General features: G+C 70.4%; 11 protein-coding genes. 3 read left to right on the plus strand and 8 right to left on the minus strand.

The genetic code is table 11. The features are described 5' to 3' along the window. Positions 1–96 precede the first annotated feature (96 nt). The 3 genes from AB5J55_RS29975 (at position 97) to AB5J55_RS29985 (ending at position 4406) form a co-directional block, all read left to right on the plus strand. Entirely contained in the window at positions 97–2427 is a 2331-nt protein-coding gene (locus AB5J55_RS29975) for a polysaccharide lyase 8 family protein (RefSeq protein ID WP_369273617.1), read from the plus strand. A 154-nt stretch (positions 2428–2581) separates the two neighbouring features. Further along, positions 2582–4165, plus strand: coding sequence for an acyl-CoA carboxylase subunit beta (locus AB5J55_RS29980; RefSeq protein ID WP_369273618.1), 1584 nt, complete (start codon positions 2582–2584; stop codon positions 4163–4165). Positions 4166–4211: 46 nt separating this feature from the next. Further along, positions 4212–4406: an acyl-CoA carboxylase subunit epsilon gene (locus AB5J55_RS29985; protein WP_369273619.1), complete on the plus strand. Its 195-nt coding sequence runs from the start codon at positions 4212–4214 to the stop codon at positions 4404–4406. A 142-nt stretch (positions 4407–4548) separates the two neighbouring features. Here the strand turns inward: AB5J55_RS29985 and AB5J55_RS29990 are convergent, their stop codons facing one another. The 8 genes from AB5J55_RS29990 to AB5J55_RS30025 form a co-directional block, all read right to left on the minus strand. Further along, positions 4549–5130 (minus strand): ATP/GTP-binding protein, encoded by a 582-nt coding sequence (locus AB5J55_RS29990; RefSeq protein ID WP_026248371.1) that lies wholly within the window; start codon positions 5128–5130, stop codon positions 4549–4551. Then, on the minus strand, positions 5111–5683 hold the full coding sequence (locus AB5J55_RS29995) for a DUF742 domain-containing protein (protein ID WP_369273620.1): 573 nt from the start codon (positions 5681–5683) through the stop codon (positions 5111–5113). Before AB5J55_RS29995 ends, AB5J55_RS29990 begins: the two co-directional genes overlap by 20 nt. 95 nt (positions 5684–5778) lie before the next feature. Beyond that, positions 5779–6192, minus strand: a complete 414-nt coding sequence (locus tag AB5J55_RS30000) for a roadblock/LC7 domain-containing protein (protein WP_004983065.1) — start codon at positions 6190–6192, stop codon at positions 5779–5781. A 10-nt stretch (positions 6193–6202) separates the two neighbouring features. Continuing rightward, a complete protein-coding gene (locus tag AB5J55_RS30005) occupies positions 6203–9451 on the minus strand; it encodes a nitrate- and nitrite sensing domain-containing protein (protein ID WP_369273621.1) in 3249 nt (1082 codons plus the stop codon). Positions 9452–9839: 388 nt separating this feature from the next. Continuing rightward, on the minus strand, positions 9840–10415 hold the full coding sequence (locus tag AB5J55_RS30010) for an ATP/GTP-binding protein (protein WP_030051303.1): 576 nt from the start codon (positions 10413–10415) through the stop codon (positions 9840–9842). Further along, a complete protein-coding gene (locus tag AB5J55_RS30015; protein WP_003997626.1) occupies positions 10396–10794 on the minus strand; it encodes a DUF742 domain-containing protein in 399 nt (132 codons plus the stop codon). Before AB5J55_RS30015 ends, AB5J55_RS30010 begins: the two co-directional genes overlap by 20 nt. Positions 10795–10908: 114 nt before the next feature. Beyond that, positions 10909–11322 (minus strand): roadblock/LC7 domain-containing protein, encoded by a 414-nt coding sequence (locus AB5J55_RS30020; protein ID WP_093910158.1) that lies wholly within the window; start codon positions 11320–11322, stop codon positions 10909–10911. A 9-nt stretch (positions 11323–11331) separates the two neighbouring features. Then, the gene (locus AB5J55_RS30025; protein WP_369273622.1) at positions 11332–15153 is read right to left on the minus strand and encodes a nitrate- and nitrite sensing domain-containing protein; all 3822 of its coding nucleotides are present in this window, start codon (positions 15151–15153) and stop codon (positions 11332–11334) included. Positions 15154–15358 lie beyond the last annotated feature (205 nt).

The following is a 15358-nucleotide window of genomic DNA, read 5'->3' on the forward strand; positions in this document are numbered from 1 at the left end:
ACATCAACGGGACCGACCGTAGACCTATTCCGTTCGAGATTCAACATCATCCGCGCGTGTTGGCGTGATTACTCTGAGGTGGTAGATGCCCATGACATGACCATTCAGCGCACCGGGCTCACCAGACCCACCCGCCGAGCCGTCCTGCTCGCGGCGGCGCTCCTGGCCACCGCCGCTCCCGCCGCCCGCGCCGCCTCGGCCGACTCCTACGACACCCTCCGCCTCCGCTGGCTCGACATCGCCCTCGGCACGGGATACGACCCCGCGGTCGAGCCGTACGCCGCGCGCCTGGCCGAGACCGGCACCCTCGCCCGCGGCTTCCGGGCCACCATGGCCCCCACCCCCACCTCCCTGTGGCCCGGCCACCCCTACGACCCGCCCGCCGGCATCACCCAGAGCTACAGCCGCCTGTGGACCATGACCCAGGCCTACGTCCAGCAGGGCACCGGCTCCACCGACGACCCCGCGCTCCTCGCCGACATCCTGCGCGGCCTCGACCACCTCTCCGCCACCGTCTACAACCCCTCCACCACCCGCTACGGCAACTGGTGGGAATGGCAGATCGGCAGCCCGCGCCTGCTGACAGACATCACGGCCGCCCTGTACGACCACCTCGGCGAGGCCCGGATCGGCGCCGCCTGCGCGGCCGTCGACCACTTCATCCCGGACGCGATGCTCACCGACTACTCCGGCACCTCCACCGGCGCCAACCGCGTCGACCTGTGCCGCAGCGTCGCCCTGCGCGGCATCCTCGGCCGGGCCCCGGCGAAGATCGCGCTCGCCCGTGACGCGCTCTCCCCGGTCTTCCCGTACGTCACGAAGGGCGACGGCCTCTACGCCGACGGCTCGTTCGTCCAGCACACCTGGGTCGCCTACTCCGGCACCTACGGCCAGGTCCTCCTCGACGGCCTCGGCCGCCTCTTCGCCCTGCTCGCCGGGTCCGAGTGGCAGGTGACCGACCCGAACAGGCAGATCGTCCTCGACAGCGTCGAGCACGCCTACGCCCCGCTGATCCATGACGGGTTGATGATGGACAGCGTCAACGGCCGCGCCATCAGCCGGGGTTACCTCAAGAGCGACGACCGGCACGTGATGCGCAGCGACCACTTTCACGGCCAGGGCATCATCGCCGCCATCGCCCTGCTCGCGGGCGGCGCGAGCGCGGCGGAGCGGGAGCGCTGGTACGGCCGTGTCAAGGGCTGGATCGAACGGGACGCGGTCACACCGATCCTGACAGCCCGTCAATTCGGGGTGGCCGACCTCGCCCGGCTGCACGCCGTCGCGAAGTCGCCGGTCGCCGCGGCCCCCGACCCGGTCGGCCACCACCTCTTCGCCGCCATGGACCGGGCCGTCCACCGCCGTCCTGGCTTCGTCGCGAACATCGCCATGGCCAGTGACCGCATCGCCCACTACGAGTGCGGCAACGGCGAGAACCCGCGCGGCTGGCACACCGGCGCCGGGATGCTCTCCTGGTGGGCGCCCGGCCTCGGCGACCAGTACACGGACTGGTACTGGCCGACCGTCGACTGGTACCGCCTGCCCGGTACGACGGTCTCCACCAAGCGCCTTCCCGACAAGGCCGGCGGCGAGTGGGGCGAGCCCCGGCCCGACGTGCGGTGGGTCGGCGGCGCGACGGACGGCGAGTACGCGGCGATCGGGCAGCATCTGAAGGGCCTCGGCTCGACCCTGGAGGCCCGCAAGTCGTGGTTCTGCGCCGCGGACGCCGTGATCTGCCTCGGAGCCGGGATCACCTGCGCCGACGCAGTCCCCGTCGAGACCGTCGTCGACAACCGCAACCTGGGAGAGGACGGCACCCAGACCTTCGTACGCGGCCCCGGCTGGGCACACCTGGAGGGCCACGGCGGCTGGGTGGTGCCGTACGGCGAACTGCGCACCCTGCGCGAGGACCGCACCGGCGCCTGGGCCGACATCAACACCACCAGCACGACGGAGCGCCGCACCCGCCGCTGGCAGACCCTCTGGCTGGACCACGGCACGGACCCGACGGACGCGACCTACGTCTACGTCCTCATGCCCGGCGCCGGCCGGCACCAGGTGGCGGCCCGGGCCGCCCTGGGCACCCGCTGGCTGTCGGTCCTCGCCAACGACAGCGCGTGCCAGGCCGTTCGCGTCGGCTCCCTGGGCCTCACCGCCGCCAACTTCTGGCAGCCGGGCACAGTAGGCCCGCTCACCGTCGGCGCCGGCGCGAGCGTGCTGCTCCGTCGCCGGGGCCGTACCGCTACGCTCTGCGTGAGTGAGCCGCCGCGCTCGGGCAAGCCGCTGGAGATCACCTGGGACCACCCGGTACGCCGGGTGCTGCGTAAGGACGACTCGGTCGAGATCCTCTCGACGGGACGCCGAATGAGCGTCCGTGTCACTCCGGGGATGGTATGCGCGACCCATCGATGTGAGGTGGCTCTCGCCTGACGGGTTTGTGCGACCCCAACAACCCGCACGCCCTCTGAGCAGTCAGAAGGGCTGCATGCCGCGATGGTTCTGTTCAGTGGTACCAGGAAATGGCTCCGGAGACTGTACGGAGTCAACGGCTCGCTTTCCTCGGTGTCCTTCGTAAGGTCGCTACATGACCGTTTTGGATGAGGCACCGGGTGAGCCGATCGACGCGCGCGGGCGCACCGCCGAGCTGCACGAGATCCGTGCGCAGGCGCTGGCCGGCCCCAGCGAGAAGGCGACCACGGCGCAGCACGCCAAGGGCAAGCTGACCGCCCGGGAGCGCATCGAGCTGCTCCTGGACCCGGGTTCCTTCCGGGAGGTCGAGCAACTGCGCCGGCACCGGGCCCAGGGCTTCGGCCTGGAGTCCAAGAAGCCGTACACCGACGGTGTCATCACCGGCTGGGGCACGGTGGAGGGCCGCACGGTCTTCGTCTACGCCCATGACTTCCGCATCTTCGGCGGCGCGCTGGGCGAGGCCCACGCCACCAAGATCCACAAAATCATGGACATGGCCATCGCCGCGGGTGCCCCGCTCGTCTCGTTGAACGACGGCGCGGGTGCCCGTATCCAGGAGGGCGTCTCGGCGCTCGCCGGCTACGGCGGCATCTTCCAGCGCAACACCAAGGCGTCCGGCGTCATCCCGCAGATCAGCGTGATGCTGGGCCCGTGCGCGGGCGGCGCGGCCTACTCGCCCGCCCTGACGGACTTCGTGTTCATGGTCCGCGAGACGTCCCAGATGTTCATCACCGGCCCGGACGTGGTCAAGGCGGTGACGGGCGAGGAGATCACCCAGAACGGCCTCGGCGGCGCGGACGTCCACGCCGAGACCTCCGGCGTGTGCCACTTCGCGTACGACGACGAGGAGACGTGCATCGCCGAGGTGCGCTACCTGCTCTCGCTGCTGCCCCAGAACAACCGTGAGAACCCGCCCCGGGCGGACTCCACGGACGCGCCGGACCGCCGCAGCGACGTGCTCCTCGACCTGGTCCCGGCCGACGGCAACCGGCCGTACGACATGGCCAAGGTCATCGAGGAGATCGTCGACGACGGCGAGTACCTGGAGGTCCACGAGCGCTGGGCGCGGAACATCATCTGCGCGCTGGCCCGCCTCGACGGCCAGGTGGTCGGCATCGTGGCCAACCAGCCGCAGTCCCTCGCCGGTGTGCTGGACATCGAGGCGTCGGAAAAAGCTGCGCGCTTTGTCCAGATGTGTGACGCTTTTAACATCCCGATCGTCACTTTCCTGGACGTTCCCGGGTTCCTTCCGGGTGTCGACCAGGAGCACGGCGGAATCATCCGGCACGGCGCGAAGCTCCTCTACGCCTACTGCAACGCGACCGTGCCGCGGATCTCGCTGATCCTGCGCAAGGCCTACGGAGGCGCGTACATCGTCATGGACAGCCAGTCCATCGGTGCCGACCTCACCTACGCCTGGCCGACGAACGAGATCGCCGTGATGGGCGCGGAGGGTGCGGCCAACGTCATCTTCCGCCGCCAGATCGCCGAGGCCGAGGACCCCGAGGTCATGCGGGCCCGCATGGTCAAGGAGTACAAGTCCGAGCTCATGCACCCCTACTACGCGGCCGAGCGTGGCCTGGTGGACGACGTGATCGACCCCGCGGAGACCCGCGAGGTGCTCGTCAAGTCCCTGGCGATGCTCCACACCAAGCACGCGGACCTGCCGTCCCGCAAGCACGGCAACCCCCCGCAGTAACCCACCGGTACCGCTGCGGAAACCTCTCTCACGGAGACTGACACCCATGAACCTCCCTGATATCCGCGTCGAGAAGGGCCACGCCGAGCCCGAGGAAGTCGCCGCCATCACGGCGATCCTGCTCGCGCGTGCCGCCGCCCAGCCGACCGACGCCGCCCCGGCCCACCGCGGCCGCGCCAAGGCCGGCTGGCGCCGCCTGGAGCGCGAGCCGGGCTTCCGCGCCCCGCACAGCTGGCGCTGACGGCCCGTACGACCTCGAAAGGGGGCCCACCCGCCCGGGTGGGCCCCCTTTCGTCTGCCGTCCCCGCAGAGGGGACGCGAGCGACAGCAGAAGGGGCCCTCTCCGACGCGGAGAGGGCCCCTTCTGCAACCGTGCGGCAGTGCTAGCGCAGCCGTGCCATCAGCGCGTGCTCGACCAGGGTGATCAGCGCCGACTTCGCGTCCGCCCGGTGCCGGGCGTCCGTCGTGATGATCGGGGTGTCGGGGCCGATCTGGAGGGCCTCACGGACCTCGTCCGGGTTGTACGGCTGGTTGCCGTCGAAGCCGTTGAGGGCGATCACGAAGGGCAGACCCGAGTTCTCGAAGTAGTCGACCGCGGGGAAGCAGTCGGCGAGACGGCGGGTGTCCACCAGGACGATCGCGCCGATGGCGCCGCGCACCAGGTCGTCCCACATGAACCAGAAGCGGTCCTGGCCGGGCGTACCGAAGAGGTACAGGATCAGGTCCTGGTCAAGGGTGATACGACCGAAGTCCATGGCGACCGTCGTGGTCGTCTTGTCTCCGGTGTGGGTGAGGTCGTCGATGCCGGCCGAAGCAGACGTCATCACGGCCTCGGTGCGCAGCGGGTTGATCTCCGAGACGGCGCCGACGAACGTGGTCTTGCCCACGCCGAAGCCGCCCGCCACCACGATCTTCGCGGAGGTGGTGGAGCGGGAAGGACCGCCGCTAGAGCTTGCGAAGTCCACTGAGCACCCTTTCGAGCAGTGTCACGTCTGGCTGGCCGCCGGCGTTCTCGTCGCCGCCGGGCTGATGGATGGCGACCAGGCCCGCCTCCGCCAAGTCGGCGACGAGGATCCTGGCCACGCCGAGAGGGATCGTCAGGAGGGCGGAGATTTCCGCCACCGACTTGATCTCGCGGCAGAGGTTGCAGATCCGCTGATGCTCGGGCAGCTGGCCCTGCATCTGGTGCGGCTGCGCGGTGGTGTGCACCAGTGCCTCGATGGCGAGCTGGTAGCGCGGGCGCGTCCGGCCGCCGGTCATGGCGTACGGACGCACCAGGGGGTTGTTCGACGCCCCTGCGGGCGCCGGCTCAGGGGCGCGCCGCTGCGGCTGCACCGGCTGGATGCGCGGCGTCGGCGGCTGGTCGTACGGCGAGGGCCCGGGGCCCTGCGGGGCGTACGGCTGCCGCTGGCTGGGCGTGGAGGGGAAGTTGTACCGGTTCCGGGAACCGTCGCCATGCCCCTGGCCAGGGCCGTACGACCAGTTGCCCGATGACGAACCGTCTGGGGGTGTTGCCACTTTCTCTCCTCCTCCGACTGTGCCTGGCACCCATCATGTGGAGCCGCGTCCCGAAACCTTACGGCCACGGGACGCCAAAACGCACCGACTGTCTGTTAGTTGAGCAGGCTGCCCTGGAGCTCCGCACGCAGATCCGGCGTGAGGACGGTACCGGCACGGTCGACCAGAAGCGCCATCTCGTACCCAATGAGGCCGATGTCCGCCTCGGGGTGTGCGAGAACCGCGAGCGACGATCCGTCGGAGATGGACATGATGAACAGGAATCCCCGCTCCATCTCCACAACCGTCTGGTTCACGCTGCCGCCCTCGAAGATGCGGGAGGCGCCTGCCGTCAGAGACGTCAGACCGGAGGCGACGGCCGCGAGCTGGTCGGCGCGGTCGCGCGGGAAGCCTTCGGACATCGCCAGAAGGAGTCCGTCGGCGGAGACCACCACCGTGTGCGACACCCCGGGGGTGTTGTCCACGAAGTTGGTGATCAACCAGTTCAGGTTCTGTGCCGCCTGGCTCATCGGGCTCACACTAACGCTCCTGGTTGTAGGTGCTGTCAGGACCACTGTGGTGATTCCTAGTGGCCTGGCCGTTCGTTTCGCTTCCCGCGCTGCGTCCCCGCTGGACACCGCGGCGCAGGTTGCTCAGCCTGCCCCGGACGTCCTCGGGAGCACGGGAGATCTGTGGACCTCCCTGGGGGGTGGTCTCAGCGGCTCCCTCGACCAGGTTGGCCTTGGGAACCCGCCTCGGCAGGCCGGAGGAGGTGACCCCGCCCGCCTTGGGCTTCCGGAGCTGCGAGGCCTGCTGCCAGCGGTCGTCGTTGGCCGAACGCCAGTTGCTGTCGCCGTTGCTCTCCGGCGCGGGGGCCGACGGTTCCTGCCGCACGGGCCGTCCGCCGTTGCTGCCGCTCGCGCCGGATCCGCGGCGGGGGAGCCCGGCGTCGGTCAGTGCGTGGGCGGCGGAGGAGGCCGGTCCCGGACGGTCGAAGCCTACGCTGTCGCGCTCGTTCGAGTCATCGGCCTGCGCAGATTCCGTTTCCGGAGCGTACTGGTCCTGGTAGCCGTTGCGGTAGCCGTTCTGCTGCGGCCAGTCGTCCTGGTGGCGCCGCTGCTCGAAGGCTGGGAAGGGCTCCGGGGCGGGGGCGCTCGGAGCTGCGGGCTCCTCGCGGACCGGCTCCGCATAGGAGGGCTCGGGGTAGCCGCCGCCGGACGAGAAGGTGTCGTTCTGCTGCAGGCCGGCGTTCGGCGCGTAGTACGTGTCGTCGTACGACGCCTGCTGGGGCTCCTCGTACGCAGACCGCTGCTGCTCCTCGTACGACGCCTGCCGCTGCTCCTCGTACGACGAATGCGGGTCGTACCCGCCCTGCTGCTCGGGGAAGCCGTTGTGGCCGTCGTAGGCCGGCTGACCGGTGAAGTCGTCGTACCCGGGCGCCTCGGGGTTCTCCGGGCCGTGGGACTGGGCCTCCAGGGCCGCGCGACGCTCCTCGCGCATCAGGGAGCGGCCCACCGGGTCCAGGTCGCGGATGTCGTCCGGGACCTCGGTGTAGCGGCTGTCGTCGAAGCCCAGCTCGGCGGCCGTGCGCATCGGCTGGCCGAAGCTCTCGCCACCCTGGAAGTTCTGCTCCGGGATGATCTGCGAGACGGTGAACTCGTCCTGGGACGGCTGCTGTTCGCCGCCACCGCCGTGCGTGATGGCGTCGGGCAGCATGACCAGCGAGGTCGTGCCGGCCTGCTCGCCGGAGGGGCGCAGCTGGACGCGGATGCCGTGCCGGTCGGACAGCCGGCCGACCACGAACAGGCCCATGCGCTGGGATATCGCGGCGTCGACGGTCGGCGGGTTGGCCAGCTTGTGGTTGATGTCCGCGAAGTCCTCGGCGGTGAGGCCGATGCCCTTGTCGTGGATCTCGATCATGACCCGACCGTCGGGGAGACGGGTGGCGGTCACGCGAACCTTGGTCTGCGGGGAGGAGAACGTCGTCGCGTTCTCCAGAAGCTCGGCGAGCAGGTGCACGAGGTCGGTCACGGCACGGCCGTGGATCTCGGCCTCCGGGACGCCCGAGAGCTCGATGCGCTCGTACTGCTCCACCTCGGAGGAGGCGGCGCGCAGCACGTCGACCAGCGGGACCGGCTGGTCCCAGCGGCGGCCCGGCTCCTCGCCGGCGAGGACCAGGAGGTTCTCGCCGTTGCGGCGCATACGGGTCGCGAGGTGGTCCAGGCGGAAGAGGTTCTCCAGCTGGTCCGGGTCGGCCTCGTTGTTCTCCAGGTCGGTGATCAGGGTCAGCTGGCCCTCGATCAGCGACTGGTTGCGGCGCGACAGGTTGGTGAAGATCGCGTTGATGTTGCCCCGCAGCAGGGCCTGCTCGGCGGCCAGCCGGACGGCCTCGCGGTGGACCTGGTCGAAGGCGCGGGCGACCTCGCCGATCTCGTCGCGGGTGTTGATCGGGATGGGCTGCACGCGGGTGTCCACGCGGCCCGGGTCGGTGCGCGAGAGCTGGTCGACCAGCATCGGCAGGCGCTGCTCGGCGATGCCGAAGGCGGCGTTGCGCAGCTGGCGCATCGCGCGGCTCATCTGGCGGGCGACCATCCCGGCCAGGATGAACGCGGCGAGCAGGGCGACCACGACCACGGCACCGGTGATCAGCGCGTCGCGCTTGGCGTCGTCCGAGATGGCGGAGGCCTCGTTCACCGCGGTGCCCGCGAGGTCGTTCTCGATGTCGCGGTACGCGTTGTACTTGAGGGTGTTCACCGCCCACCAGTTGTCCCTGGTGATGCCCTGCGCGGCGAGGGCCTGGCGGTCACTCGGGTCCGTGGAGGACAGCTGCGCGATGGCCGAGACCATCGCGTTGTCCTTGGTGGGCGGCGGGACGTAGTCCGGGTTCTTCTGCTTGGCCGCCGCAGCCAGGGCCGCGCCCTCGGCCTTGATGTCCTTCGAGGCCTGCACCAGCTTGGCGTTGTCCGCCTCGGTGCCACCGCTCTCGTACTCCTGGATGGCGATGCCCTCCAGGTAGGCGTACGACGACAGGGCGACGCGCTGCTTGGCCAGGTCCTCGGCCTTGGGACCCGGCTGGGTCAGCATGTGCATACCGATGGAGCGCTGCAGCGAGAGCGCGCCCTTGGTGAGCGAGATGGCGTAGACCGTACGGCCGTAGCTGGTGATGTTTCCGGTGCCGAGGCCCAGCTCGTTGGAGAACTCCAGCAGTCGGTGCTCGACCGCGACGTAGCCCTCTTCGGTTTCCACGCCCTTGAGCTTGCTCGTGTAGGCGGCCGCGCGAAGCTTGGTCAGGTCGGGCTCGACCTCACGGAAGCGGTCCAGACGCCGGACCAGGTTGGGCCGGTCCGGCATGTTCTGGGCGGCCTCGTCGAAGGCGTCGGCGGCCCTGTCGGTGGTGGCACGGGCCTTGACGACCGTCGGGTCGTCCTCGCCCTTGCCCGCCAGCAGGGGCGCGGCGGTCTGGTCGCGCTCCTCCAGGAGAGCGTCGCCGTAGGTCAGGGCGGCGGCGACCAGACGCGCGGTGTTCTCCGCGTCCTCGGCCTCCTGCCAGGTGTCGATCGAGCTCTTCACCTGGAAGCCGCCCATGACGAGGCCGACCATCACGGGTATGAGCAGGATCGCGTTCAGCCTGGTCGGCACGCGCCAGTTGCGCGGGGAGAGACGGCCGCCGCTCGGGGCCGGCGTGGCCGTTGTTTCCGATCCGGGCACATGGGCGGGCGCCGCTCCGCGCGGCGGCGGGGTGAAGTTGCCCCGGGCCGACGGCTCGGGACTGCTCTTGCTTCGCCTCACTCGACCAACAACCTTCCGGCGGGGTCGGCACCTACGTATGTGCCGCTGTGTCTCAGAGCCCAGTTCGCCATCGAGTACGTAGTACCGCTGAGTACGTCTTTGACTATTGGGCAGTTCTCGCATTCCAGCACGTCGGCCTGCGCTCTTCCAAACAGTGGAAGTCGAGGATTCCGCATGATGTAAGCCCTAGATAAAACGGTCATAAAGAGCGAGCCCCGTCAAAAGACGGGGCGTTTGTGCGCGCAGCGACACCGCTTGACCGCGACGAGTGGCCATACCACCCGATTCCTCTGCCGAAACGTTATGAACAACGAAGCCGACCGTGTCAAAGGCCACAGTCGGCTCCGGTACATCTACGACAACTGCCGTATGACGCTCCCGACTTGCGCTACCGCAGCCGGGCCATCAGGGCGTGCTCGACCAGCGTGATCAGCGCGCTCTTGGCATCGGCCCGGTGCCGGGCGTCTGTGGTGATGATCGGCGCGTCCGGGCCGATCTGCAGCGCCTCGCGCACCTCGTCGGGCGTGTACGGCTGGTGTCCGTCGAAGCCGTTGAGCGCTATGACGAACGGGAGCCCGCTGTTCTCGAAGTAGTCGACCGCGGGGAAGCAGTCGGCGAGACGGCGGGTGTCCACCAGGACGACGGCGCCGATGGCGCCGCGCACCAGGTCGTCCCACATGAACCAGAAGCGGTCCTGGCCGGGCGTACCGAAGAGGTACAGGATCAGGTCCTGGTCAAGGGTGATACGACCGAAGTCCATCGCCACCGTGGTGGTGGTCTTGTCCCCGGTGTGCGTGAGGTCGTCGATGCCCGCGCTCGCGGACGTCATGACGGCCTCGGTGCGCAGCGGGTTGATCTCCGAGACGGCGCCGACGAACGTGGTCTTGCCCACGCCGAAGCCACCCGCCACCACGATCTTGGCGGAGGTGGTCGCCCGACCCGGTTCAGAGCTTGCGAAGTCCACTGAGCACCCTTTCGAGCAGCGTCACGTCCGGAGCGCCACCGTTGTTCTCGTCGCCACCCGGCTGGTGAATGGCGACCAGGCCGGCCTCCGCGAGGTCCGCCACCAGGATCCTGGCCACACCCAGCGGCATGGAGAGGAGCGCCGACACCTCGGCGACCGACTTCACCTCACGGCACAGGTGGCAGATGCGCTGGTGCTCCGGAAGGAGTCCCATGAGCGCTGCCGGGTCGGCCGTGGTGCTGATCAGGGCCTCGATGGCCAGCTGGTAGCGCGGCCGGGTCCGGCCGCCGGTCATCGCGTACGGACGAACCAGCGGCTGGTCGCCCTCATCCTCGTACGGCTCCGCGTACGGATCATGAGAGGCGGTGGGCGGGGTCATGAATCCTCCGGGCTGGGACAGCAAGTCGGTCAGTCAAGCCGTCTGGTAAGGGGCCAGTGGGGGGATTGTGGCGGCCGGACGGTGATTTGGTGAGACGGGTGGATCCGGGGGCGATCAGTGGAGCAGACTGCCTTGGAGCTCGGCGCGCAGGTCCGGGGTGAGCACCGCGCCCGCGCGGTCGACCAGCAGCGCCATCTCGTAGCCGACGAGGCCGATGTCGCATTCGGGGTGCGCCAGGACGGCGAGGGACGAACCGTCCGAGACGGACATGAGGAAGAGGAATCCCCGTTCCATCTCCACGACGGTCTGGGCCACGCTGCCGCCGTCGAAGATCCGTGACGCCCCCGCCGTCAGTGAGGTCAGGCCCGACGCGACGGCCGCCAGCTGGTCGGCTCGGTCGCGCGGGAAACCCTCCGACATCGCCAGCAGCAGACCGTCCGCGGACACGACGACGGTGTGGGACACACCCGGGGTGTTGTCCACGAAGTTGGTGATCAACCAGTTGAGGTTCTGTGCCGCCTGGCTCATCTGGCTCAACTAACGCTCCTGCTGGTGAGTGGGGTTCGGGAAGCTACCGGTCTGGCCGTTACCGACCTGGCGACCTTGCGCGATACCCCGACGGAGATTGGTCAGCCGACCGCGTACGTCGTCAGGCGCACGCGAGATCTGCGGACCGGCTTGGTGCTGTTGCTGCTGAGCCGTGCCCGGGACGAGGTTCGCCCTGGGGACCCGGCGCGGCAGGCCGGAGGTGGTGACCCCGCCCGCGGCGGGCTGCCGGACGCGTTCCGCCTGCCGGACGAGGTCGTCGTTCGGCGAGCTGCGCCAGGCGGTCGATGCGCTCCGCTGGGGAGCGGAGGACGGCTGCGGAGGCGCCGCGGGAGCCTGGGCTTCCCGCGGAGCGGAGACCGGAGCCTGGCCGCCCGCCTCGGGCTGCTGCCCCTGCGGACCGCCGTGGAACCAGTTGGTCTCCAGCGTGTCGTACAGCGGGGTACGCCCGTCGCCGGGACCCGTCGCCGGCGGCAGCGCCTCGGGCTCCTGCCGCGCGGGCCGCTGCTGCGGACGCTGCGGGGCCGGGGGCTGCGGGGCGCCGTAGCCGGAACCGCCGCCGTACGTGCCGTTGACCTGCGGCCGCTCGTACTGTCCGGTGGAGTCCGGGTTCTGGCGGCCGGGCAGGGCGTGCTGGCCCGTGGAGCCGTTGTCGTAGGCCTGCGGAGCGGGGAACTGGCCCGTCTGCGACGCGTTGCTCTGCCCGCCCTGCGGGTTGCCCTGGGGCCGCTGGAACTGTCCGGTGGAGTCCGGGTTCTGGCGGCCGGGCAGGGCGTGCTGGCCGGTCGAGCTGTTGTCGTAGGCCTGCGGGGCGGGGTACTGGCCCGTCTGCGACGCGTTGTTCTGACCGGCACCACCCGCGGAGCCGAAGACGTCCGAGCGGACGAACTGACCGGTGCTCTGCGGGTTGTACGAACCCGGCGAGGTGGCGTCGAAGTCCGGGCCGGGGAACTCGGAGGCCGGGCCCGTGCCCTGACGCTCGTCGATCCGCGGCATCCGGGAGGTCTGTGCGGAGTCCTCGTCGTGCCCGCGCGGGGTGTCGAGCGAGGCGCGCGGCACCGGCGGCTGCGCGTTCTCGTCGCTCCAGCTGGGACGGGAGGGCTGGCTGCCGCCCGGCAGCTCGGCGCGCGGGCCACCGCGCGGCGGCAGCTGCGGCTGACGACCACGACGGCCCTTCTCGGCGGGCGGGTTCTGCTGCGACGAAGGACCGCCCGGACGGGACTGCTCCCGACCGGAGCCGCCGAAGGCGTCCTGGCCGGCACCGAACGGATCCTGACCCATGCCTGCGGCCTGCAGCCCCTGTGGAGCACCCGGAGCCTGGCCGCCGAACCCGGCACCCGCACCGGCGGGAGCCGGCCGGCCCTGCGACGGCGCGCCCGGACCCTGGGGTCCACGCGGTGCGCCGGGGCCACCCGGAAGTCCGCCACCGTCGCGCCCCGGCAGTGCGGCCCGCGGTCCCTGACCGGCACCGAGCCGGCCTCCGCCGGACGCACCGGCACCGAGCGCACCGCCACCCGGCGCACCCGCGCCGAGGGAGCCGCCGCCGGCCTGGGCCTGGCGACGGGCGGCAGCCGCACCGGCGGCGGCCTGCGCTGCGGCCGGGCCACCGGAGGCACCGGGACCGCCCGGGCCGGGCTTGCCCGGAGCGGGCTTCTTGCCGCCCTGGGCGACATCGACGGGGAGCATGACCAGCGCGGTCGTACCACCGGAGTCGGAGGGGCGCAGCTGGATGCGGATGCCGTGCCGCTGCGACAGCCGACCGACCACGAAGAGGCCCATGCGGCGGGAGACGGAGACGTCCACGGTGGGCGGCGAGGCGAGCCGCTCGTTGATCGCGGCGAGGTCCTCGGGGGAGAGGCCGATGCCGGTGTCGTGGATCTCGATCAGGACGCGGCCGTCAGGCAGCGCGTGACCGGTGACCTTGACCTTGGTCTGCGGGGAGGAGAACGACGTCGCGTTCTCCAGCAGCTCGGCGAGCAGGTGCACGAGGTCGTTGACGACCCGGCCGGCCACTTCGGTGGTCGGCACGGAGGACAGCTCGATGCGCTCGTACTGCTCCACCTCGGACGCGGCGGCGCGGAGCACGTCGACCAGCGGGACCGGGCGGGTCCAGCGGCGGCCGGGCTCCTCACCGGCGAGGACGAGGAGGTTCTCACCGTTACGGCGCATGCGCGTCGCGAGGTGGTCGAGCTTGAACAGGGAGGACAGCTGGTCCGGGTCGGCCTCGCGGGACTCCAGTTCGGAGATCAGCGAGAGCTGGCGCTGGATGAGGCCCTGGGAGCGGCGCGAGAGGTTGGTGAACATCGCGTTGACGTTGCCCCGCAGCAGGGCCTGCTCGGCGGCGAGGCGGACCGCCTCGCGGTGCACGTCGTCGAAGGCCGCGGCCACCTGGCCGATCTCGTCCCGGGAGTGCACACCGACCGATTCGACGGAGGTGTCGACGTCCTGCGGGTCCGACTCCGACAGCTGCTTGACCAGCTCGGGCAGCCGGTCCTGGGCGACCTTGGTGGCGGTCTCCTCCAGGCGGCGCAGCGAGCGGATCATGGAGCGGGCCACCACGAAGGCGCCGACCAGCGAGACACCGAGCACGAGCAGGATCAGCGCACCGGAGATGATCGCCTCGCGCTCCGACTCGTTGCGCAGCTCGCGGGCCTTTTGCTCCATGTCCTCCAGCAGCGTGGTCTCGATGGCCCGCATCTGCTGGATCTTGGTGGTGCTGTCGTCCACCCAGTCCTTGTAGGAGCGCTTCTCCAGGTCGTCGAGGGCGTTCGGGTTGCCGAGGGCACGGGTGGCGTACTTGTCGCTCGCCGTGATCGTCGGGTTGCCCTTCTCGATCGACTGCAGCAGGTCGGCGGCGCCCTGGATGCCGTAGATGCTCCGGAAGCTCTTCAGCTCGGAGCGCTGGCTCGTCAGGGCCGACTCGGCGTAGAGCCGGTCGTTCTCGGAGAGCTTGCCCGCGGTGTCGTTGTTCGCGGGCAGCGCGGCGGCGAGGGCCGCGCGCTGGATCGACGCGTACTCCTTGGCGGTGGAGAAGGCCGCCAGGGCGCGCGTGCTCTGGATCATCTCCGGGTTGCTGGTCGCCTCCGCCATGTCCTGCGAGAGACCGAGCAGGTTGGTGATCAGGCGGTGGTAGGCCTCCACGGTCTGCGTGGAGTTCTGCTTGGCCTGGTAGGCGGTGTTGCGGATCTTCGCGATGTCGCTCAGGTCGCCGACGAGCTGGACGAGGTTGTCACGGACACCCTTGAGGTTGCCGTCCTTGCTGCTGTCGTCGATCTCCTCGGACGCCTCGATGAAGCTGTCCCTGGCCCGGTCCGTCTTGTCCCGGTAGCCCTTGACCGTGTAGTCCGTCGCCTTCGCGCCGTGCGCGAGCGGGCCGGCGGACTGGTCGCGCTCCTCCTGGAGCGCCGCGGCGAGCTCGGTGGCCCGCTTGGTCATGTCCGTCAGCAGCTTCATGTTGTCGAGCTGCTGGATGTCGTCCATGTTGTCGCTGATACGCAGGGCGCCCAGCGAGGTGGCCGCGACCACCGGGAGCGTCAGCAGCGCCACCAGACGCGTGGAGATGCGCCAGTTGCGCAGGGCTATTCGCGCGCCCGGACCGGTGGCGGACTTGGGGGCCTTCTTCGGCGGCGGGGGCGTGGAAGCGCCGGCCGTCCCCGGAGAGGCCGACACGGCGGGGCGCCCGGAGCGCTCACCGCCGTCGACGGACACGGCCGGGCCCGGGTTCTGGGCGTGCTGGGGCGAGGGACCTCGGTCGGTCCCGCCGTGCTCCGGCTCCGCCGAAGCGCTGCCATCCCTCTTGAAACGTCCCTGCACTAGCGTCGCAACCTCTGGACCAGGCGCCCCTCCGCGTGAACGGACGGACACGGTGTCGGCGTATTGGGGAGCGTCCTGAACACGCTCCCTGATGGTCGTGAGTGACCGGCGCTGGCTCCCCCTTCTCGCCGCCGCACGGCGCTCGATGCGCCCCCTGTGCGCCGGCTCGATCCTGCGGCGGTCCGTGGAATTCCAGCACAGTGCC

This window comes from Streptomyces sp. R11 (assembly GCF_041051905.1).
In the GTDB taxonomy this organism is placed as follows: Bacteria; Actinomycetota; Actinomycetes; order Streptomycetales; family Streptomycetaceae; genus Streptomyces.